The sequence below is a fragment of the Pseudomonas sp. PAMC 25886 genome (genome assembly GCF_000242655.1).
Taxonomy (GTDB): domain Bacteria; phylum Pseudomonadota; class Gammaproteobacteria; order Pseudomonadales; family Pseudomonadaceae; genus Aquipseudomonas.
The window spans coordinates 312906-333464 of sequence record NZ_AHHC01000083.1; the positions used below are offsets into that span (position 1 = coordinate 312906).

General features: G+C 61.2%; 20 protein-coding genes. 16 read left to right on the forward strand and 4 right to left on the reverse strand.

The window, feature by feature from the left end; translation table 11 throughout:
* Nucleotides 1-22: 22 nt before the first annotated feature.
* Nucleotides 23-1165 carry a 4-phosphoerythronate dehydrogenase PdxB gene (gene pdxB, locus MUM_RS0128070; RefSeq protein ID WP_010176368.1) on the reverse strand — a complete coding sequence of 381 codons (1143 nt, stop codon included), beginning with the start codon at nt 1163-1165 and terminating at the stop codon, nt 23-25.
* A gap of 310 nt (nt 1166-1475) precedes the next feature.
* Here pdxB and MUM_RS0128075 point away from each other — a divergent pair, with 310 nt between their 5' ends.
* Nucleotides 1476-2864, forward strand: coding sequence for an MATE family efflux transporter (locus tag MUM_RS0128075; protein WP_010176369.1), 1389 nt, complete (start codon nt 1476-1478; stop codon nt 2862-2864).
* Here MUM_RS0128075 and tusA read toward each other — a convergent pair.
* Entirely contained in the window at nt 2861-3112 is a 252-nt protein-coding gene (gene tusA / locus MUM_RS0128080) for a sulfurtransferase TusA (protein ID WP_003218998.1), read from the reverse strand. The two genes, MUM_RS0128075 and tusA, sit on opposite strands and share 4 nt — an antisense overlap.
* A 106-nt stretch (nt 3113-3218) precedes the next feature.
* A complete protein-coding gene (gene rlmM / locus MUM_RS0128085) occupies nt 3219-4292 on the reverse strand; it encodes a 23S rRNA (cytidine(2498)-2'-O)-methyltransferase RlmM (RefSeq protein WP_010176370.1) in 1074 nt (357 codons plus the stop codon).
* A gap of 191 nt (nt 4293-4483) precedes the next feature.
* Here rlmM and acnA point away from each other — a divergent pair, with 191 nt between their 5' ends.
* The 3 genes from acnA (at nt 4484) to MUM_RS0128100 (ending at nt 9778) form a co-directional block, all read left to right on the forward strand.
* Nucleotides 4484-7225, forward strand: coding sequence for an aconitate hydratase AcnA (acnA, locus tag MUM_RS0128090; protein WP_010176371.1), 2742 nt, complete (start codon nt 4484-4486; stop codon nt 7223-7225).
* A 111-nt stretch (nt 7226-7336) separates the two neighbouring features.
* Nucleotides 7337-8128, forward strand: a complete 792-nt coding sequence (locus tag MUM_RS0128095) for a CPBP family intramembrane glutamic endopeptidase (RefSeq protein ID WP_010176372.1) — start codon at nt 7337-7339, stop codon at nt 8126-8128.
* Nucleotides 8129-8212: 84 nt separating this feature from the next.
* Nucleotides 8213-9778, forward strand: a complete 1566-nt coding sequence (locus tag MUM_RS0128100) for a methyl-accepting chemotaxis protein (RefSeq protein ID WP_008437582.1) — start codon at nt 8213-8215, stop codon at nt 9776-9778.
* Between the two features lie 105 nt (nt 9779-9883).
* On the opposite strand, the gene MUM_RS0128105 is transcribed toward MUM_RS0128100, so the two are convergent.
* A complete protein-coding gene (locus MUM_RS0128105) occupies nt 9884-10579 on the reverse strand; it encodes an alpha/beta family hydrolase (protein WP_010176373.1) in 696 nt (231 codons plus the stop codon).
* Between the two features lie 79 nt (nt 10580-10658).
* On the opposite strand from MUM_RS0128105, the gene ccoN (MUM_RS0128110) reads away from it, so the two are divergent.
* From ccoN (MUM_RS0128110) to MUM_RS0128165, 12 genes are all read left to right on the forward strand, one after another.
* Entirely contained in the window at nt 10659-12083 is a 1425-nt protein-coding gene (gene ccoN / locus MUM_RS0128110; protein WP_010176374.1) for a cytochrome-c oxidase, cbb3-type subunit I, read from the forward strand.
* A 10-nt stretch (nt 12084-12093) separates the two neighbouring features.
* Nucleotides 12094-12702 (forward strand): cytochrome-c oxidase, cbb3-type subunit II, encoded by a 609-nt coding sequence (gene ccoO / locus MUM_RS0128115; protein ID WP_010176375.1) that lies wholly within the window; start codon nt 12094-12096, stop codon nt 12700-12702.
* Between the two features lie 3 nt (nt 12703-12705).
* Complete coding sequence (locus MUM_RS0128120) at nt 12706-12912, forward strand: cbb3-type cytochrome oxidase subunit 3 (RefSeq protein ID WP_010176376.1); 207 nt, start codon at nt 12706-12708, stop codon at nt 12910-12912.
* Nucleotides 12909-13856, forward strand: a complete 948-nt coding sequence (ccoP, locus tag MUM_RS0128125) for a cytochrome-c oxidase, cbb3-type subunit III (protein ID WP_010176377.1) — start codon at nt 12909-12911, stop codon at nt 13854-13856. The genes MUM_RS0128120 and ccoP (MUM_RS0128125) overlap by 4 nt, the downstream gene beginning before the upstream one ends.
* A 473-nt stretch (nt 13857-14329) precedes the next feature.
* Nucleotides 14330-15772, forward strand: coding sequence for a cytochrome-c oxidase, cbb3-type subunit I (gene ccoN, locus MUM_RS0128130; RefSeq protein ID WP_003219015.1), 1443 nt, complete (start codon nt 14330-14332; stop codon nt 15770-15772).
* Entirely contained in the window at nt 15772-16380 is a 609-nt protein-coding gene (ccoO, locus tag MUM_RS0128135) for a cytochrome-c oxidase, cbb3-type subunit II (RefSeq protein WP_003193167.1), read from the forward strand. Before ccoN (MUM_RS0128130) ends, ccoO (MUM_RS0128135) begins: the two co-directional genes overlap by 1 nt.
* Nucleotides 16381-16385: 5 nt before the next feature.
* Entirely contained in the window at nt 16386-16571 is a 186-nt protein-coding gene (locus MUM_RS0128140) for a CcoQ/FixQ family Cbb3-type cytochrome c oxidase assembly chaperone (RefSeq protein ID WP_008437575.1), read from the forward strand.
* Nucleotides 16568-17545, forward strand: a complete 978-nt coding sequence (ccoP, locus tag MUM_RS0128145; RefSeq protein WP_010176378.1) for a cytochrome-c oxidase, cbb3-type subunit III — start codon at nt 16568-16570, stop codon at nt 17543-17545. The genes MUM_RS0128140 and ccoP (MUM_RS0128145) overlap by 4 nt, the downstream gene beginning before the upstream one ends.
* Nucleotides 17546-17716: 171 nt before the next feature.
* On the forward strand, nt 17717-17971 hold the full coding sequence (locus MUM_RS0128150) for a type II toxin-antitoxin system Phd/YefM family antitoxin (protein WP_010176379.1): 255 nt from the start codon (nt 17717-17719) through the stop codon (nt 17969-17971).
* Complete coding sequence (locus MUM_RS0128155) at nt 17971-18381, forward strand: type II toxin-antitoxin system VapC family toxin (RefSeq protein ID WP_029616137.1); 411 nt, start codon at nt 17971-17973, stop codon at nt 18379-18381. The genes MUM_RS0128150 and MUM_RS0128155 overlap by 1 nt, the downstream gene beginning before the upstream one ends.
* 207 nt (nt 18382-18588) lie before the next feature.
* Nucleotides 18589-20004 (forward strand): cytochrome c oxidase accessory protein CcoG, encoded by a 1416-nt coding sequence (ccoG, locus tag MUM_RS0128160; protein WP_010176381.1) that lies wholly within the window; start codon nt 18589-18591, stop codon nt 20002-20004.
* Nucleotides 20005-20018: 14 nt separating this feature from the next.
* Nucleotides 20019-20558: a FixH family protein gene (locus MUM_RS0128165; protein WP_010176382.1), complete on the forward strand. Its 540-nt coding sequence runs from the start codon at nt 20019-20021 to the stop codon at nt 20556-20558.
* Nucleotide 20559: the final 1 nt, after the last annotated feature.

The following is a 20559-nucleotide window of genomic DNA, read 5'->3' on the forward strand; positions in this document are numbered from 1 at the left end:
GAGGGCCGGGTTTTTTATGCCCTCAGATTGCCTGTGCGCCCAACGCCGACACGATATTCGACAGGGCGGCAGACTCGCCGCTGACCCGTACCTTCAGGCCATCAATCTCACGCCGCGGCGGGTAGTGCTTGCGCAGTTGGTCAAACGCCTTGCGCTGTTCGTCCACGGTGCCTACCAGGCTGCGGCGGAAGTCCGCGTCATCACGGCGCGGGTCGTACACGCCACGGCACAGGGCCGCCAGCGCCCAGGCCGGGTCGGTATTGGCGTTGAGGCTGACCTCGGCCAGCCAGGGTTCCGGCAGCAAGTCGCTGAGTTGAATGGTTGGCTCCTGGCCCAGATACCGGCACAGCGCCTGGTAGATCTGCGCCGTGCCGCGCTGCCGGCCGTCCAGGCTGTAGCCGGCGATGTGCGGGGTGGCCAGCACACACAAGTCAGCCAGGTCGACATCCACCTGGGGCTCGCCTTCCCACACATCCAGCACCGCCTGCAGGTCTTCGCGCTCCAGCAGCACGTCCTTGAGGGCTGCGTTGTCCACCACCGGGCCGCGGCTGGCGTTGATCAGCCAGGCGCCGGGCTTGAGCTGATTGAGACGCTCGCGGTCAAACAGGTGCCAGGTCGAACCGTTGCCGGATTTGTTCAGCGGCGTGTGCAGGCTGATCACATCGCACTGCTCGACAATCTGTTCCAGGCTGACGTAATCACCGTCCTCGGCGATCTGCCGGGGCGGGTCGCACACCAACACGTTCCAGCCCAAAGCCTTGAGCACCTTGACCAGGCGCCCGCCGACCTCACCGGCACCCACCACGCCGTAGGTACGCTGGGCCAGGTCGGCGCCTTCGATCTCGGCCAGGGTCAGCAGGCTGCCCAGCACATAGTCGACCACGCCACGGGCGTTGCAACCCGGGGCACTGGACCACTGGATGCCGGCACGCTGGAAGTACTCGAGGTCGAGGTGGTCGGTGCCGATGGTGCAGGTACCGACAAACCGCACCGGCGTGCCTTCGAGCAACGCCCGGTTGACGTTGGTCACCGAGCGCACCAGCAGCACATCGGCCTGCTCAAGGGTTGCGCGGTCGATGGACCGGCCCGGGACCCGGCGAATCTCGCCAATTCCTTCGAAGAATGCATCGAGCAGCGGGATATTTTCGTCGGCAACAATCAGCATGGCAGGCTCCTTTCGCGGATCAGCAGTGTACAGCGGTTTTCCTTGTGGCGAGGGAGCTTGCTCCCCCTGGAGTGCGGAGCGCTCCCAAATGAAGCAACATGTTTTTTCAGGTACACGTCGGTTGCCGGTCCTGGGGCTGCTGCGCAGCCCAGCGGGAGCAAGCTCCCTCGCCACAGCAAGCTCCCTCGCCACAAACAGCAATATTTGCTCTGGGCTGTGCTTACAAATCCACAACACAGGTTTTTTCCTGACCAACACGTCAGGGCGTAGAATGCGCCGTCCTGCGCTCCGCCTCTCTGGACATCCGTACGTGAACACTGCCGCAACCACCACCGCCCTCTCCCGCCCAGCCCGCGTCAGCCTTGAGGTGCGTAACCTGCTGGCCCTGGCCCTGCCAATCATGATCGGGCAACTGGCGACCACCGCCATGGGTTTTGTCGATGCGGTGATGGCCGGGCGTGTCAGCGCCCGGGACCTGGCGGCGGTCGCCCTGGGCAACTCCATCTGGATCCCGATATACCTGCTGATGACCGGCACCCTGCTGGCCACCACGCCGAAGGTCGCCCAGCGTTTTGGCGCCGGCACTCACGGTGAAATCGGCCCACTGGTGCGCCAGTCGATGTGGCTGGCACTGGTGGTGGGGATTACCGCGCTGCTGTTGCTGATCAGCGCCGAACCGATCCTGCACCTGATGAAGGTCGATCCCGAGCTGATCAAGCCGTGCATGGGCTACCTGCACGGCATCGCCTCGGGCATGCCGGCGATTGCGCTGTATTACGTGCTGCGCTGCTTCAGCGACGGCCTGGGCCGCACCCGGCCGAGCATGGTCATGGGCCTGTGCGGGCTGGCGCTGAATATTCCGCTGAACTATGTGTTTATCTACGGCCACTTCGGCGTGCCGGCCATGGGCGGCATCGGTTGTGGCTGGGCCACGGCGATCGTGATGTGGGTGATGATGTTCGGCCTCGCCGCCTGGACCCGTTGGGCGCCGGTCTATCAGAGCAGTGAGCTGTTCAAGCGCTTTGACTGGCCGCAGTGGTCGGTGATCAAGCGCGTATTGAGCATTGGCTTGCCGATCGGAGTTGCGGTGTTTGCCGAGTCGAGCATCTTCGCGGTGATCGCGCTGCTGATCGGCAGCCTCGGCGCCACGGTGGTGGCCGGGCACCAGATCGCGCTGAATTTCAGCTCGCTGGTGTTCATGATCCCCTACTCCCTGAGCATGGCGGTCACCGTGCGCGTGGGCCAGGCCCTGGGCCGTGGCGAACCCCGTGAAGCGCGCTTCGCCGCCGGTGTGGGGATGGGCACGGCGCTGGTTTACGCCTGCCTGTCCTGCAGCCTGATGCTACTGTTTCGCGAACAGATCGCCACCATTTACACCCAGGACCCGCTGGTGATCCAGGTGGCGGCGATGCTGATTGTGTTTGCGGCGCTGTTTCAGTTCTCGGACGCGATCCAGGTCACGGCCGCCGGTGCGCTGCGCGGTTATCAGGACACGCGGGTGACCATGGTGCTGACGCTGTTTGCGTATTGGGGCGTGGGCTTGCCGGTGGGCTACGCGCTGGGGCTGACCGACTGGCTAGGCCAGGCCGGCGGCCCGAGTGGCTTGTGGCAGGGCCTGATCGTGGGCCTGAGCTGTGCGGCGGCGATGCTGGTGATCCGCCTGGTGCGCAGTGCACGCAAGCGGATTCGCCGGGTTTAAGCGGACTTCTTGCGGATCCAGTACAGGTAAGTGCCGGCCTGTTCCTGCTGGTCCACCAGTTCGTGGTCAAGAAACACGCAGAACTTGGGGATATCGCGGCGGGTCGACGGATCGGTCGCGATCACCTTGAGCAACCCACCGGGCGCCAGGTCGCGGATGTGCTGGTGCAGCATCATCACTGGTTCCGGGCAGTTGAGGCCGGTGGCGTCGAGAACGGCATCGACGGGTAAATCAGGGGTCAGGCTCATGGTTTACTCCTAAACAGGCCGGCATTTTAACGGTAACGCGGGGCGCCAGGTAGTCAGCGGCGCCCTCAAGGTTTTCGCGAGCTAGCTCGCTCCTACAGGGGGCGGTTTACCGGGCCTTTGGCTTCTTCACATCCAGCCGACGCAAATGGCAGGTCACTTCTTCACGGTCGTGGTACAGCTGCTTGCAACCGATCTCCACCCGAATGCCCCGCTCCTTGAAGCCTTCCGCGATCCGGTCGAGCAAGCGCCTGACTTCCGCATAGCGCTGCTTCATTGGCAACTTCAGGTTGACCACCGCCTCGCGGCAATGTCCCTCGCCAATCCAGGTTTCCAGCAAGGCCGCGTTGCGCGCCGGTTTCTCGACGATGTCGCAGACCATCCAGTCCACCGGCTGCCTGGGCGTGTAGACGAAGCCATCGGCCATCAAGTGCTGCACCAGGCCGGTGTCCATCAGGCTCTCGGCCATCGGGCCGTTGTCGATGGCGGTCACCAGCATGCCGCGGTTGACCAGTTGCCAGGTCCAGCCGCCCGGCGCTGCGCCGAGGTCGACGCCGGTCATGTCGCTGTGCAGGCGCTCGTCCCACTGATCACGGGGGATAAAGTGGTGCCAGGCCTCTTCCAGCTTCAAGGTCGAGCGGCTTGGCGCGTCCCGGGGGAATTTCAGGCGGGGAATGCCCATCGGCCACATCGCCGAGTTGTTCGACTCGGCCAGGCCCATGAACACTTCGCGACCGCTCTTGAAGGTCAGCAACAGGCGCGGCTTGGCGGCGTCTTCCACCAGCTTGCCGGCAGCCATCAGTGCCTTGCGCAGGTGCCCTTCGAATTTCTTGCAGAAGTTCGACAGTTCCTTGCCATCGTTGGTGTCGACCATTTCCAGCCACAGGCTGCCACACACCGGGAAATCCCGCAGGTGCGCCAGGATGACGCTGATGCGGTCGGTTTCCGGCAAATCGATGAACACCCCACGCGCCCACTGCCTTGGAAAGATCAGCTCGGCAAAGCGTTGGCCGCGCATCAGGCGCTGGGCGCCGTCTTCTTCGGTGCACACAAATTCGGCGCAGGCGCTGCCGGTCTTGGCCTTGGCGTAGCCCGAAACGTTCAGGCGCGCGGCGTGTTCCGCGATCTCGGAACAGACTTCGCCTTCAAAACCCGGGCGGCAGTGCATAAAAAGGGTGTTCATCAACTCTCCTGGATCACGGGCTTGCTATAGCGCAATGCCTGTCATGAAAACGCGCGCATGATAGCCGAGTTCGGAACCTTGGACTTATTGATAGAGTCCAGTAATTAGCCAGCTACTTAAAACAGGGCTAATTTGTAAGCTCTGTTCGTCCCGTCAGGTCCGTAGCCGTGCGGACCATAAGGAGTCATGTAATGTCATCCCTTGATAGCCTGAGAACCCTTAAAACCCTACAGATCGACGACAAGACCTATCACTACTTCAGCTTGCCCGAAGCCGCCAAGAGCCTGGGTGATCTGGACAAGCTGCCGATGTCCCTCAAGGTGCTGCTGGAAAACCTGCTGCGCTGGGAAGACGAAAAAACCGTCACCGGCGCCGACCTCAAGGCCATTGCCGCCTGGCTCAAGGAGCGCCGCTCCGACCGCGAGATCCAATACCGCCCGGCCCGGGTGCTGATGCAAGACTTTACCGGCGTTCCCGCTGTGGTCGACCTCGCCGCCATGCGCGCCGCGGTGGCCAAGGCCGGCGGTGACCCACAGCGCATCAACCCGCTGTCACCGGTAGACCTGGTGATCGACCACTCAGTGATGGTCGACAAGTTCGCCACCACCGGCGCCTTCCAGGAAAACGTCGACATCGAAATGCAGCGCAACGGCGAACGCTACGCCTTCCTGCGCTGGGGCCAGAGCGCCTTCGACAACTTCAGCGTGGTACCGCCAGGCACCGGCATCTGCCACCAGGTCAACCTGGAATACCTCGGCCGCACCGTGTGGACCAAGGATGAAGACGGCCGCACCTACGCCTTCCCCGACACCCTGGTAGGCACCGACTCCCATACCACCATGATCAACGGCCTCGGCGTATTGGGCTGGGGCGTGGGCGGGATTGAAGCGGAAGCCGCGATGCTCGGCCAGCCAGTATCGATGCTGATCCCGGAAGTGATCGGCTTCAAGCTCACCGGCAAGCTGAAAGAAGGCATCACCGCCACCGACCTGGTGCTGACCGTCACCCAGATGCTGCGTAAAAAAGGCGTGGTCGGCAAATTCGTCGAATTCTATGGCGATGGCCTGGCTGACCTGCCCCTGGCCGACCGTGCCACTATCGCCAACATGGCCCCGGAATACGGCGCCACCTGCGGCTTCTTCCCGGTGGATGAGGTGACCCTGGACTACCTGCGCCTGTCGGGCCGTCCTGCAGAAACCGTCAAACTGGTAGAGGCGTACACCAAAGCCCAGGGCCTGTGGCGCAACGCTGGCCAGGAACCGATCTTCACCGACAGCCTGGCCCTGGACATGGGCAGCGTCGAAGCCAGCCTGGCCGGGCCTAAACGCCCGCAGGACCGCGTCTCTCTGCCGAACGTCGGCCAGGCCTTCAGCGACTTCCTCGACCTGCAATTCAAACCGACCAACAAAGAAGAAGGCCGCCTGGAAAGTGAAGGCGGTGGTGGTGTGGCCGTCGGCAATGCCGACCTGATCGGTGAAGCCGATTACGACTTCGAAGGCCAGACCTATCGCCTGAAAAACGGCGCGGTGGTGATCGCGGCGATCACCTCCTGCACCAACACCTCCAACCCGAGCGTGATGATGGCCGCCGGCCTGGTGGCGAAAAAAGCCGTGGAGAAAGGACTGAAGAGCAAGCCATGGGTGAAAACCTCCCTGGCGCCCGGCTCGAAAGTGGTCACCGATTACTATAAAGCGGCGGGCTTGACCCAGTACCTCGACAAGCTGGGCTTCGACCTGGTGGGTTATGGCTGCACCACCTGCATCGGCAACTCCGGGCCGCTGCCCGAGCCGATCGAGAAAGCCATCCAGAAAGCCGACCTGGCCGTGGCCTCGGTACTCTCGGGCAACCGTAACTTCGAAGGCCGGGTGCACCCACTGGTGAAAACCAACTGGCTGGCCTCCCCGCCCCTCGTCGTGGCCTACGCCCTGGCTGGCACCGTGCGCATGGACATCAGCAGCGAACCTTTGGGCACCGGCTCCGACGGAAAACCGGTGTACCTGCGGGACATCTGGCCCAGCAGCAAGGAAATTGCCGACGCCGTCGCGCAAGTCAGCACCCAGATGTTCCACAAGGAATACGCCGAGGTGTTTGCCGGCGACGAACAGTGGCAAGCCATTGAAGTGCCACAGGCCGCTACCTACGTCTGGCAAAAGGATTCCACCTACATCCAGCACCCACCGTTCTTCGATGACATTGGCGGGCCACTGCCGGTGATCGAGGACGTCAAGGGCGCCAACGTGCTGGCACTGCTGGGAGACTCGGTGACCACCGACCACATCTCCCCCGCCGGTAACATCAAGACCGACAGCCCGGCCGGCAAATACCTGCGCGAGCAAGGGGTCGAACCGCGGGACTTCAACTCCTACGGCTCACGTCGCGGTAACCATGAAGTGATGATGCGCGGCACCTTCGCCAACATCCGCATCCGCAACGAAATGCTCGGCGGGGAAGAAGGTGGCAACACGATCTACATCCCTACCGGCGAGAAAATGCCGATCTACGACGCCGCCATGAAATACCAGGCGTCGGGCACCCCGCTGGTGGTGATCGCCGGCCAGGAATACGGCACCGGCTCAAGCCGCGACTGGGCCGCCAAGGGCACCAACCTGCTGGGGGTCAAGGCGGTGATCGCCGAGAGCTTCGAGCGGATTCACCGCTCCAACCTGGTGGGCATGGGCGTGTTGCCACTGCAGTTCAAGCTGGACCAGAACCGCAAGGCCCTCAAGCTGACCGGCAAGGAGAAGATCGACATCCTGGGGCTGACCCATGCCGAGATCGAACCGCGCATGAACCTGACACTGGTGATCACCCGTGAAGACGGCAGCAGCGAGAAAGTCGAGGTGCTGTGCCGCATCGACACCCTCAATGAAGTCGAGTACTTCAAGGCCGGCGGGATCCTGCACTACGTGTTGCGACAATTGATTGCCTCGTAACTGACACCCGCGACACAAAACACCGCCTACAAAGGCGGTGTTTTCATTTTTGCGGCGCAAGACGGTCGTTATACTGCCGGCCTCAGATTTTGATAGTCACAAGGATTTCCCATGCTCGCGATGCCATGGCTGTACCTGGCGCTTCTTTCCATCGGCTATGTACTTGCCTTGAGCTTCGGGCAACTGGGTTTAATGGCGGGGTTGTCCGTCGCCATGTTGCTGTTGGCCGGGTTTGCCGTGCGCCAACAGCGAAACCCTTGGGTGCGATATTTGGGCCACGGTTTGTTTATCGTGCTCGCGTTGGGGTTGGCAATGCACTGGTTGCCGGGTTTTTACAACGGACGCGGGATCGCGCCGCAGCGCTTTACTGATGATGCCGTGCCGTTCTCGATGTATTTGAACCAGGACAAGCCGCTGATCGGCTTCTGGCTGCTGCTGGCGTGCCCGTGGATTGTGGCGCGGCGCTCCCTGCGCCTGTCGATCTATGCGACGGCGATGGCATTGACCCTTACTGCGATTGCCGCACTGGGTGGCGCTGCGTTGTTGGGCGTCATCAGTTGGGCGCCGAAATGGCCGGAACAGGCGTGGCTCTGGGTGCTGAACAACCTGCTGCTGGTGACTCTGGTGGAGGAAGCGCTGTTTCGCGGCTATATCCAGGGCGGCCTGAGCCGGCGGTTCAAGCAATTGCCCTATGGTGAAAACCTCGCGCTGCTGCTGGCAGCACTGCTATTCGGCCTGGTGCACCTGGGCGCGGGCTGGCAGTGGACGCTGTTGGCGACCATCGCCGGCCTGGGCTACGGCCTGGCGTATCGCTTTGGCGGGTTAGGCGCGGCGATCGTTACGCACTTCGGGCTTAACCTGCTGCATTTCGGGTTGTTTACCTATCCGATGCTGGCGGGTTGAGGCTGAGTCGATTGTTGCAAAAATAAGTTAAATAAAACCCCGCGACGGTCGACAACCTGTCAAAGCCTTGCGGATTGAACAATCATGCGTAATAACCAACCCGTTACCCAGCGCGAACGTACCTTCCCCGCTCAGCAACGGTTGATCTCCACCACGGATGCCAAAGGCGTGATCACCTACTGCAACGACGCTTTCGTCGAGATCAGTGGGTTTTCCCATGACGAACTGCTGCGTGCTCCGCACAACCTGGTTCGTCATCCGGATGTTCCGGCGGCAGTGTTCGCACACATGTGGTCCACGCTCAAACAAGGCTTGCCATGGATGGGCATCGTCAAGAACCGCTGCAAGAGCGGTGATCACTATTGGGTCAACGCCTATGTGACACCGGTCTTCGACGGCAACCAGGTGATCGGCTACGAGTCGGTGCGGGTCAAGCCCACCGCCGAGCAGATCCGCCGTGCCGAAGCGCTTTACCAGCGCATCAACCAGGGCAAGCCAGCCATTCCGCGCCGCGACAAGTGGCTGCCGGTGTTGCAGGACTGGCTGCCTTTTATCCTGGTCAGCCAGTTGAGCTTTCTGATTGGCGTCTGGCTCAATTCCCACTGGGGGTTTGCCCTGGCCGCCGCGCTCTCGGTGCCGCTCGGCCTGCTGGGCCTCAGCTGGCAACAGCGCGGGCTCAAGCGTTTGCTGCGCCTGGCCGAGCAGACCACGTCCGACCCGTTGATCGCACAGATGTACACCGACAGCCGCGGCGCCCAGGCGCGCCTGGAGATGTCGATCCTCAGCCAAGAGGCGCGCCTGAAGACGTGTCTGACGCGCTTGCAGGACACCGCCGAGCACCTCAACGACCAGGCGGCACAGTCCAACACCCTGGCGCACAACAGCTCCAGCGGTCTTGAGCGCCAGCGCGTGGAGACTGAACAGGTAGCCACGGCCGTCAACCAGATGGCCGCAACGACTCAGGAAGTTGCCAGCCATGTGCAACGCACCGCCGATGCCACCCAGGAAGCCAATCGCCTGACCGGGCGTGGCCGTGATATCGCCGGTGAAACCCGCGAGGCGATTCAGCGCCTGTCGGTTGCCGTCGGCGAAACCGGCGTGACCGTGACCCAACTGGCCAAGGACAGCGACGAGATCGGCGGCGTGGTGGATGTGATCAAGGGCATCGCCGACCAGACCAACCTGCTGGCACTGAACGCGGCCATCGAAGCGGCCCGTGCCGGTGAGATGGGCCGGGGCTTTGCGGTGGTGGCAGACGAAGTGCGTCAATTGGCCCAGCGCACCAGCGAGTCCACCGGGCAGATTCATGCGCTGATCGCCAAGTTGCAGCAGACTGCCAGCGCCGCCGTGCAGACCATGGACGCCGGGCATCGCCAGGCGGAGGAAGGTGTGGCGCGGGTGATGGAAGCGGATCAGGCGCTGATCGGGATCAGCGAAGCAGTGGCGCACATCACCGACATGACGGCGCAGATTGCTGCAGCGACTGAAGAGCAGAGCTCGGTGGCTGAGGAGATCAGCCGCAACATCAGCACCATTGCGCTGCTGGCGGACCAGACATCGGAACAGGCCCTGAACTCGGCACAGTTGAGTGAAGAGCTGACGCATACGGCGAATACCCAGTATTCGCTGGTAGAGCGCTTTAACCGGTAATTGATTCAATTGTGGCGAGGGAGCTTGCTCCCGCTGGGCTGCGTAGCGGCCCCAAAACAGGAGCGCTGCGCACTCCAGCGGGAGCAAGCTCCCTCGCCACAGGTTTCACTCAAGACCCGCGAGAAACCCAGCCACCTTCACCGCCGCAGCCTCCAGATGCTGCTCATGACTAAACCCCGACGCCTTCAACGGCTTCAAATCATGATCCCCCGCCACCAGCCACATCACCTCGATGCCCGGCGACAACACATACCCCTCCACCGCCGCCCGATTGCCCAGTGCATCCCGCTCGCCCTGCACAATCAACGTCGGCGTCTTCAGCCCGGCCAGATGCTCGGTCCGCGGCTTCTCCGGCTTGCCCACCGCATAGAACGGATAACCCAGGCACACCAGCGCATCTGCGCCCAATTCATCCGCCAATAGACTGGCCATCCGCCCGCCCATCGACTTGCCGCCAACCGCCAGTTTCCCAGCGACATGACGTCGCACCTCGGCATACACCTCGCGCCAGCATTCCAGCAATTTCGGGGCCGGATTGGGCGGACGTTTGCCGCCGTCCACACGACGCTGGGCCATGTAGGGAAACTCGAAGCGCAACACGTTCACGCCATGCCCGGCAAGGCGTGCAGCCATGTCATTCATAAAGCCCGAGTCCATCGGCGCACCTGCACCGTGGGCCAGGATCAGCGTCACCGGCGCGCGCGCGATAGACCCTGTCGCGGCATTCCACAACCAGCCGCGTTCCCGCACACACTGCGCCCATTGATCCCCGTCAATACTGGCCTTGTGCTCTTTGCCCATGCTTGCCTCGCTTTTTAGTCTGCCTATAACTCCAGCCCAAGTGCCGCATTTGCTTGGGTTGAACCGTGGATGGGGAACCATGAACACTACTTTAAGTACCGCCTATAACTACAAGGTGGTCCGCCAATTCGCCATTATGACGGTGGTGTGGGGCATCGTCGGCATGGGGCTCGGGGTTTTTCTCGCCGCCCAGTTGGTATGGCCCGAACTCAACTTCAATTTGCCCTGGACCAGTTTCGGCCGCTTGCGCCCGCTGCACACCAACGCGGTGATCTTCGCCTTCGGCGGTTGCGCGCTGTTTGCCAGTTCCTTCTACTCGGTGCAACGCACCTGCCAAACGCAACTGTTTGCGCCAAAGATCGCCCAGTTCTGCTTCTGGGGCTGGCAGTTGGTCATTGTGCTGGCCGCGATCACTTTGCCGCTGGGCTACACCAGCTCCAAGGAATACGCCGAGCTGGAATGGCCGATCGACATCCTGATCACCATCGTCTGGGTGGCCTACGCCATCGTGTTCTTCGGCACGGTGATGAAGCGCAACACCAAGCACATCTACGTCGGTAACTGGTTCTTCGGTGCGTTCATCATCACTGTGGCCATCCTGCATATCGTCAACAACCTGGAAATCCCAGTCAGCCTGACCAAGTCCTACTCGCTGTACGGCGGTGCGACGGATGCCATGGTGCAGTGGTGGTACGGGCATAACGCGGTAGGCTTTTTCCTCACTGCGGGCTTCCTGGGGATGATGTACTACTTCGTGCCAAAACAGGCCGAGCGTCCGGTGTATTCCTATCGCCTGTCCATCGTTCACTTCTGGGCACTGATCACCCTGTACATCTGGGCAGGCCCGCACCACTTGCACTACACCGCGCTGCCGGACTGGGCACAGTCCCTGGGCATGGTGATGTCCCTGGTGCTGCTGGCACCGAGCTGGGGCGGGATGATCAACGGCATGATGACGCTCTCGGGCGCCTGGCATAAGTTGCGCAGCGACCCGATCCTGCGCTTCCTAGTGGTGTCCCTGGCGTTCTACGGCATGTCGACGTTTGAAGGGCCGATGATGGCCATCAAGACGGTCAACGCCCTCTCCCACTACACCGACTGGACCATCGGCCACGTACACGCCGGCGCCCTCGGCTGGGTGGCGATGATTTCCATCGGTGCGCTGTATCACATGATCCCGAAAATCTTCGGTCGCGAGCAGATGTACAGCCTCGGCCTGATCAACGCGCACTTCTGGCTGGCCACCATCGGCACCGTGCTCTACATCGCCTCGATGTGGGTCAACGGCATCGCCCAGGGCCTGATGTGGCGTGCGGTCAACGAAGACGGCACCTTGACCTACTCCTTCGTCGAAACCCTGGTGGCCAGCCACCCGGGCTTCATCGTGCGGCTGGTGGGCGGGGCGATCTTCCTCAGCGGCATGTTCCTGATGGCTTACAACACTTGGCGCACCGTGCGTTCGGCACAGCCTGCCGAAGTCGCCAACGCCGCGCAGATGGCCTGAGGAGTCGATGATGAAACACGAAACCATTGAAAAGAACGTCGGCCTGCTGATGCTGCTGATGGTGCTCGCCGTGAGCATCGGCGGCCTGACCCAGATCGTGCCGCTGTTCTTCCAGGACGTGACCAACAAGCCGGTGGAAGGCATGAAGCCTTACACCGCGCTGCAGCTGGAAGGCCGTGACATCTACATCCGCGAAGGCTGCGTGCAGTGCCACTCGCAGATGATCCGCCCGTTCCGCGCCGAGACCGAGCGCTACGGCCACTACTCGGTCGCCGGTGAAAGCGTGTGGGATCACCCGTTCCTGTGGGGCTCCAAGCGCACCGGGCCAGACCTGGCCCGCGTCGGCGCGCGCTACTCGGACGACTGGCACCGCGCGCACTTGTACAACCCGCGCAACGTGGTGCCGGAATCGAAGATGCCGGCGTATCCATGGCTGGTCACCGCCCCGGTCGACAGCAGCCACACCGAGACCAAGCTCAAAGTGATGCGCACCCTGGGCGTGCCGTACACCGACGACGACATCGCCGGCGCCGTGGCCACCCTCAAGGGCAAGACCGAGATGGACGCGCTGGTTTCCTACCTGCAAGTGCTCGGCACTGCCATCAAGAGCAAGAGGTGAGCCATGGGATTTGAATTCGATGCTGGAACCATCCGCGGCCTCGGCACGCTGGTCGTGGCCATCGCCTTCATCGGCCTGTCGCTGTGGGTATTCAATGCCCGGCGCAATTCGGAGTTCGCCGAGGCGTGCCTGCTGCCGTTTGCCGATGAACCGCTACCGCCAACCCCCGACGCTCAAGAAGAGCCTGCAACAAGGAGCAACCGGCCATGACTACCTTCTGGAGTACATGGATCTGTGTACTGACCCTCGGCAGCCTGATCGGCCTGACCTGGCTGTTGATCGGCACCCGCAAGGGCGAGACCAAGGGCAGCGTGGACCAGACCATGGGCCACGCCTTCGACGGGATCGAGGAATACGACAACCCGCTGCCGCAATGGTGGTTCATGCTGTTCGCCGGCACCCTGGTGTTTGCCGTCGGCTACCTGATCCTCTACCCGGGCCTGGGCAACTGGAAAGGCGTGTTGCCGGGCTATGAAGACGGCTGGACCCAGACCAAGGAATGGGACAAGGAAATGGCCAAGGCCGACGCCAAATTCGGGCCGATCTTCGCCAAATTTGCAGCCATGCCCGTGGAGGAAGTCGCCAAGGACCCGCAAGCGCTGAAAATGGGCGGCCGCCTGTTTGCCTCCAACTGCGCGGTGTGCCACGGCTCGGACGCCAAGGGAGCCTACGGCTTCCCGAACCTGGCAGACAACATCTGGCGCTGGGGCGGTTCGGCGGAGGCAATCAAGATGACCATCATGAATGGCCGTCATGCCGCGATGCCGGCCTGGGGTGAAGTACTGGGTGAAGACGGTGTGAAAAACGTCGCCGCCTATGTGCGCCACGAATTGGCGGGCCTGCCGTTGCCAGCCGACAGCACGGCGGATGTCGCCGCAGGCCAGGTCGCGTTCAGCACCACTTGCGTGGCGTGCCACGGCCCGCAAGGCCATGGCGTGGAAGCCATGGGCGCACCGAACCTGACGCAGCCAAGTGGCTTTATCTACGGCACCAGCCTGGCACAGTTGCAGCAAACCATTCGCCACGGCCGCCAAGGCCAGATGCCTGCGCAGGAAGTGCTGCAAGGCAATGACAAGGTGCACCTGCTGGCTGCCTACGTTTACAGCCTGTCCCACAATGCCGATGGCGCAACGCCTGACAGCCAACCCGAGTAATCCAGCACTACCCAAACGCCGCGCCTGATTCAGGTGCGGCTTTTTTGCGACCCATTGTCGCACCCTTCCGATCGCTGACTTTCCCCTCCTGCCATTCGGGTCTACGCTTGTTTGCACAGTGGACCGGCATTGGCCGGTCGATGGCCGACTTGCACTCGATGGGTTGAAACATTTCTGCTCGATGACAGGCGCAAAGGCTGGTACTTACCGGCTGTCGTGCCACTGACCATTCGTCACCCGGGCCGCTTGTTTACACACACCTAGTTACAAGTACCTTCGACCCCTCTAAAATCCTGTCCAAGTCGTCAGCTTTTAACCCTGAATTTTGTCCTTACGCCAAACATGGAAAGGGCGCAGAATCTGGTTTGGAACGCATTGACGCAGGTCACCTTGCGTTGCAATGGAATCTTGCTTTCTCCATACTTGCGACCGATTTTTACCCTATAAAAAAACCTAAACCGTGGAACCTTAGAATGAGCACAGCAATCAGTCCGACTGCTTATAACTATAAGGTAGTCCGCCAGTTCGCCATCATGACGGTGGTCTGGGGGATCCTTGGCATGGGGCTCGGCGTTTTCATTGCCTCGCAACTGGTTTGGCCAGAGTTGAATTTTGGCCTGCCATGGACGACGTTTGGACGCCTGCGCCCGTTGCACACCAACCTGGTGATTTTCGCCTTCGGCGGATGTGCACTGTTTGCCACTTCTTACTACGTCGTGCAGCGAACCTGCCAAACGCGACTGATTTCCGATGCATTGGCTGCCTTTACCTTCTGGGGCTGGCAAGCGGTCATCGTTGGCGCGATCGTCACCCTGCCGCTGGGCTACACCACCACCAAGGAATACGCCGAGCTGGAATGGCCGATCGCCATTTTGCTGGCCATCGTCTGGGTGACCTACGCAGTGGTGTTCTTCGGCACCATCGTCAAGCGCAAGACCAAGCATATCTACGTCGGCAACTGGTTCTACGGGGCGTTCATCCTGGTGACGGCGATGCTGCACATCGTCAACCACGCGTCCTTGCCGGTGAGCTTCTTCAAGTCCTACTCGGCCTACGCCGGGGCGACCGACGCGATGATCCAGTGGTGGTACGGCCACAACGCCGTAGGCTTCTTCCTCACCACCGGCTTCCTGGGGATGATGTACTACTTCGTGCCGAAACAGGCCGAGCGTCCGATCTACTCCTATCGCCTGTCCATCGTGCACTTCTGGGCACTGATCACCCTGTACATCTGGGCCGGTCCGCACCACTTGCACTACACCGCACTGCCGGACTGGGCCCAGTCCCTGGGCATGGCGATGTCGATCATCCTGCTGGCCCCGAGCTGGGGCGGCATGATCAACGGCATGATGACCCTGTCGGGCGCCTGGCATAAATTGCGCACCGACCCGATCCTGCGGTTCCTCGTGGTCTCCCTGGCGTTCTACGGCATGTCGACCTTCGAAGGCCCGATGATGGCCATCAAGACCGTCAACTCGCTGTCCCACTACACCGACTGGACCATCGGCCACGTACACGCCGGCGCTCTCGGCTGGGTAGCGATGATCTCCATCGGCGCGCTGTACCACATGATCCCGAAACTGTTCGGCCGTGCGCAGATGCACAGCGTCAGCCTGATCAACACGCACTTCTGGCTGGCCACCATCGGTACCGTGCTCTACATCGCCTCGATGTGGGTCAACGGCATCACCCAGGGCCTGATGTGGCGTGCAATCAACGATGACGGCACCCTCACCTACTCCTTCGTCGAAGGGCTGCAAGCCAGCCATCCGGGTTACATCGTGCGCGCCCTGGGCGGTGCGATCTTTGCCAGCGGCATGCTGTTCATGGCCTACAACGTGTGGCGCACCGTGCGTGCCTCCGACCCTGTAGAAGCCGAAGCCGCTACCAAGATCGCCGTTGTGGGAGCTCACTGATGAAGCATGAAGTAGTCGAGAAGAATATCGGCCTGCTGGCCTTCTTCATGGTCATCGCCGTGAGTATCGGCGGCCTGACCCAGATCGTTCCGCTGTTTTTCCAGGACGTGACCAACAAGCCGGTGGAAGGCATGAAGCCGCGCACCGCCCTTGAACTGGAAGGCCGCGACGTCTACATCGCCAACGGTTGTGTCGGCTGCCACTCGCAGATGATCCGTCCGTTCCGCGCCGAAACCGAACGCTACGGCCACTACTCGGTGGCCGGTGAAAGCGTGTGGGACCACCCGTTCCTGTGGGGTTCCAAGCGTACCGGCCCGGACTTGGCCCGTGTCGGCGGTCGTTACTCCGATGACTGGCAGCGTGCGCACTTGTACAACCCGCGCAACGTGGTGCCCGAGTCGAAAATGCCGGCGTACCCGTTCCTGGTCGAAAACAAACTCGACGGCAAGGACACCGCCAAGAAGATGGAAGTCTTGCGCACCCTGGGCGTGCCTTACACCGACGAAGACATCGCCGGCGCGGCCGCGGCCGTGAAGGGCAAGACCGAAATGGACGCACTGGTGGCCTACTTGCAAGGCCTTGGCACCATCATCAAAAGCAAACGGTGATCTGGATGGATATCGGGATGATTCGAGGCCTGGGCACCGTTGTCGTGATGGTGGCCTTTATCGGCCTGGCCTTGTGGGTGTTCAGCCCCAAGCGCAAGTCGGAGTTTGAAGACGCGACGTTGCTGCCCTTCGCGGATGATCCCGAAGCCATCAAGCACGTCGTAGAAGCGTCTAGGAGTAACAAAGAATGACTACGTTCTGGAGTCTGTACGTCACAGTCCTCAGTCTGGGTACCATTTTCGCCCTGACCTGGCTGCTGCTGTCGACCCGCAAGGGCCAGCGCGCCGAGCAAACCGATGAAACCGTTGGCCACTCGTTCGACGGCATCGAGGAGTACGACAACCCGCTGCCCAAATGGTGGTTCATGCTGTTCGTCGGCACCATCATCTTCGCCCTCGGCTACCTGGCGCTGTACCCCGGCCTGGGCAACTGGAAAGGCCTGCTGCCGGGCTACGCCTACCTCGACAACGACAAGCAAACCCCGTTTGCCAACGGCCAGACCGGCTGGACCGGCGTGCACGAATGGGAAAAGGAAATGGCCAAGTCGGACGCCCGGTTCGGGCCGATCTTCGCCAAATTCGCAGCCATGCCGATTGAAGAAGTGGCCAAGGACCCGCAAGCCTTGAAGATGGGCGGCCGTTTGTTCGCCTCCAACTGCTCGGTGTGCCACGGTTCCGACGCCAAGGGCGCCTACGGTTTCCCCAACCTGACCGACGCCGACTGGCGCTGGGGCGGTGAGCCGGCGACCATCAAGGAAACCATCATGAAAGGCCGCCACGCGGTGATGCCGGCCTGGGCCGAAGTCATTGGCGAGCAAGGCGTGGCCGACGTGGCCGGGTTTGTGGTGACCAACCTCGACGGGCGCAAACTGCCGGAAGGTGCCAAGGCGGACGTGGCCAATGGCGAGAAACTGTTCGCCGCCAACTGCGTGGCCTGCCACGGTCCGCAGGGCAAGGGTACGCCAGCGATGGGCGCACCTGACCTGACGCATCCGGGCGCGTTCATCTACGGTTCGAGCTTCGCGCAACTGCAGCAGACCATCCGTTATGGCCGTCAGGGCCAGATGCCTGCGCAGGAGCAGTTGCAGGGTAATGACAAGGTGCACTTGCTGGCGGCGTATGTTTACAGCCTGTCCCATGGGGATAAGGCGGCTGAGGCCGAGTAAGGCAGAAAGGCAATAAAAAACGGCCCCGCCAGTGAAGATTGGCGGGGCCGTTTTTGATTTCAATCCAAAAAATCCGGCGCTACCTAGCAACGTATCTACATTTGAGGTTGATCAAGAAAAACCTCAGTAGTAATGTATCTACATTCGCACCCCATGAGGAGGCTAGCCCCCATGACCATCACCACCATCTCCAGCCGTGAATTCAATCAAGACACAAGCGGTGCCAAAAAAGCCGCCCGCCAGGGCCCGGTTTTTATCACTGATCGGGGCAAGCCTGCCCATGTACTGCTAAGCATTGAGGACTACCAAAAACTGACAGGCCTCAATGCCGACATCGTTGACCTGTTGGTGATGCCAGAAGCGGCCGATATCGAGTTCGAAACCGAACGCGCCGTGATCATTCATCGCCCCGTGGACTTCTCTTGATGTATCTACTCGACACCAATGTCATTTCTGAACTGCGCAAACCCCAGGCCGATGCAAACGTGGTCGCCTGGGCAAAAAGTGTCATCGCACCACGGATGTATATTTCAGCCATTACCTTGAAGGAACTGGAAACAGGGGTCCTGCGAATGGAGCGGCGTGATCCCGCTCAGGGGAAGGTTTTGCGCACATGGCTCAAGCGCCAGGTAATGCCGGCGTTTGATGCCCGGATCCTGCCAATTGATGCAGCAGTTGCCCTGCGCTGTGCCAGCTTGCATGTGCCAGACCAAGCAAACGAATGTGACTCGCTGATCGCTGCGACCGCGCTGGTTCATGGGCTGACAGTGGTTACCCGCAACATCAGTGACTTTCAATCCAGCGGTGTCGCGTTGATCAATCCATGGGACGAATGACCGGTAAGGCTGCAAAAACCGTCCATACTTCACAAGTCAATTGATCCAGATCACGTACACCATCAAATGATTTCCCCCAACGCGACCAAAGGTCGCACCCGTTGAAGGGGATCAGGGGCGTATCATTACGCCACTGCAACACCCCTATTTTGACCCCGGTTGGCACGTACTGGCCGAGGCAAATCTCCACCGCCGTGGGATGCAATGATGAGCAACCAAATACCGGTACAGAACGTTACCCCGCCTGCCAAAAATTCGAACAACACCGTCGACCTCTACGCATCCAGGGAGAAAATCTACACCCGCGCCTTCACCGGTTTGTTTCGCAATTTGCGGATGCTCGGTGGCGCCGGTCTGTTCCTCCTGTACTTCGGTACCGTGTGGCTGAATTGGGGTGGCCATCAGGCCGTCTGGTGGAACCTGCCGGAGCGTAAGTTCTTCATTTTTGGCGCGACCTTCTGGCCCCAGGATTTCATCCTGCTGTCGGGCATCCTGATCGTGGCGGCGTTTGGCCTGTTCTTCATCACGGTATACGCCGGCCGTGTCTGGTGCGGTTACACCTGCCCGCAAAGCGTGTGGACCTGGATTTTCATGTGGTGCGAAAAGGTCACCGAAGGCGACCGCAACCAACGCATCAAGCTGGACAAGGCGCCGATGAACGCCAATAAGTTCCTGCGCAAGTTCAGCAAGCACAGCCTGTGGCTGATCATCGGTTTTGTCACCGGCATGACCTTCGTCGGCTACTTCTCGCCGATCCGTGAACTGGTATTCGATTTCTTCACCGGCCAGGCCGATGGCTGGTCGTATTTCTGGGTCGGTTTCTTCACCCTCGCCACCTACGGCAACGCCGGCTGGCTGCGGGAGCAAGTGTGTATCTACATGTGCCCGTATGCGCGCTTCCAAAGCGTGATGTTCGACAAGGACACCCTGATTGTTTCCTACGATCCGCGCCGTGGCGAAACCCGTGGCCCGCGCAAAAAAGGCATCGACTACAAGGCCGAAGGCCTGGGGGATTGCATCGATTGCACGATGTGCGTGCAGGTATGCCCCACCGGTATCGACATCCGTGACGGCCTGCAAATCGAATGCATCGGCTGCGCCGCCTGCATCGACGCCTGCGACAACATCATGGACAAGATGGAATATCCTCGCGGCCTGATCAGCTACACCACCGAGCACAACCTCTCGGGGCAGAAAACCCATAAGCTGCGCCCGCGCCTGATCGGTTACGCCCTGGTACTGCTGGCGATGATCAGTCTGTTGGTGGCCGCGTTTTTCATGCGTTCGCTGGTGGGTTTCGATGTCAGCAAGGACCGCGTGCTGTACCGCGAAAACGCCGAAGGCCGGATCGAAAACGTCTACAGCCTGAAGATCATGAACAAGGACCAGCGCGACCACACCTACGTGCTCGACGCCGCTGGCCTGCCAGACCTCAAGCTGCAAGGCCGGCGCGAGATCAAGGTGGCTGCCGGGGAAATCTTCAGCATGCCGGTGGAGCTGTCGAGCGCACCCGAGCAACTGCCGTCGAGCACCAACGAGGTGAAATTCATCCTCAGGGACGCTGATGACCAAAGCGTTCACATTGAAGCCAAGAGCCGATTCATCGGCCCACAAGTTCGTTAATAGAGAGCACGACAATGCCCGCAGCTACTGCCGCAAGCCCCTGGTACAAGCACCTCTGGCCCTGGATCATCATTGGGATCCTGGCGTGCTCGGTAACGTTGACCTTGTCCATGGTGACCATCGCGGTGAACAACCCCGACAACCTGGTCAACGACAACTACTACGAGGCCGGCAAAGGCATCAATCGCTCCCTGGACCGCGAGTTGCTGGCCCAGACCCTGCAACTGCGCGCCAAGGTGCACCTGGACGAGTTGACCGGCGAAGTCGAGTTGCACCTCACCGGTAACAGCGGGCCCGGCACCCTGGAACTCAACCTGATTTCACCGACCCAGCCGGAGAAGGACCGCAAGATCATCCTGACCCGCAGCGACAGCGAACCCGGCCGTTACATTGGCCAGGTGACCGACAAGGTCGAAGGCCGCCGCTTCGTCGAATTGCTCGGTGTGGAAGGCGACCGGACCTGGCGCATGTTTGAAGAAGAACAGGTCAGCCATGACAAGGACTTGCTGCTGGGCGACGAGCCGCTGCAGGGTGCTGAAGACCTGAAAAAATAGC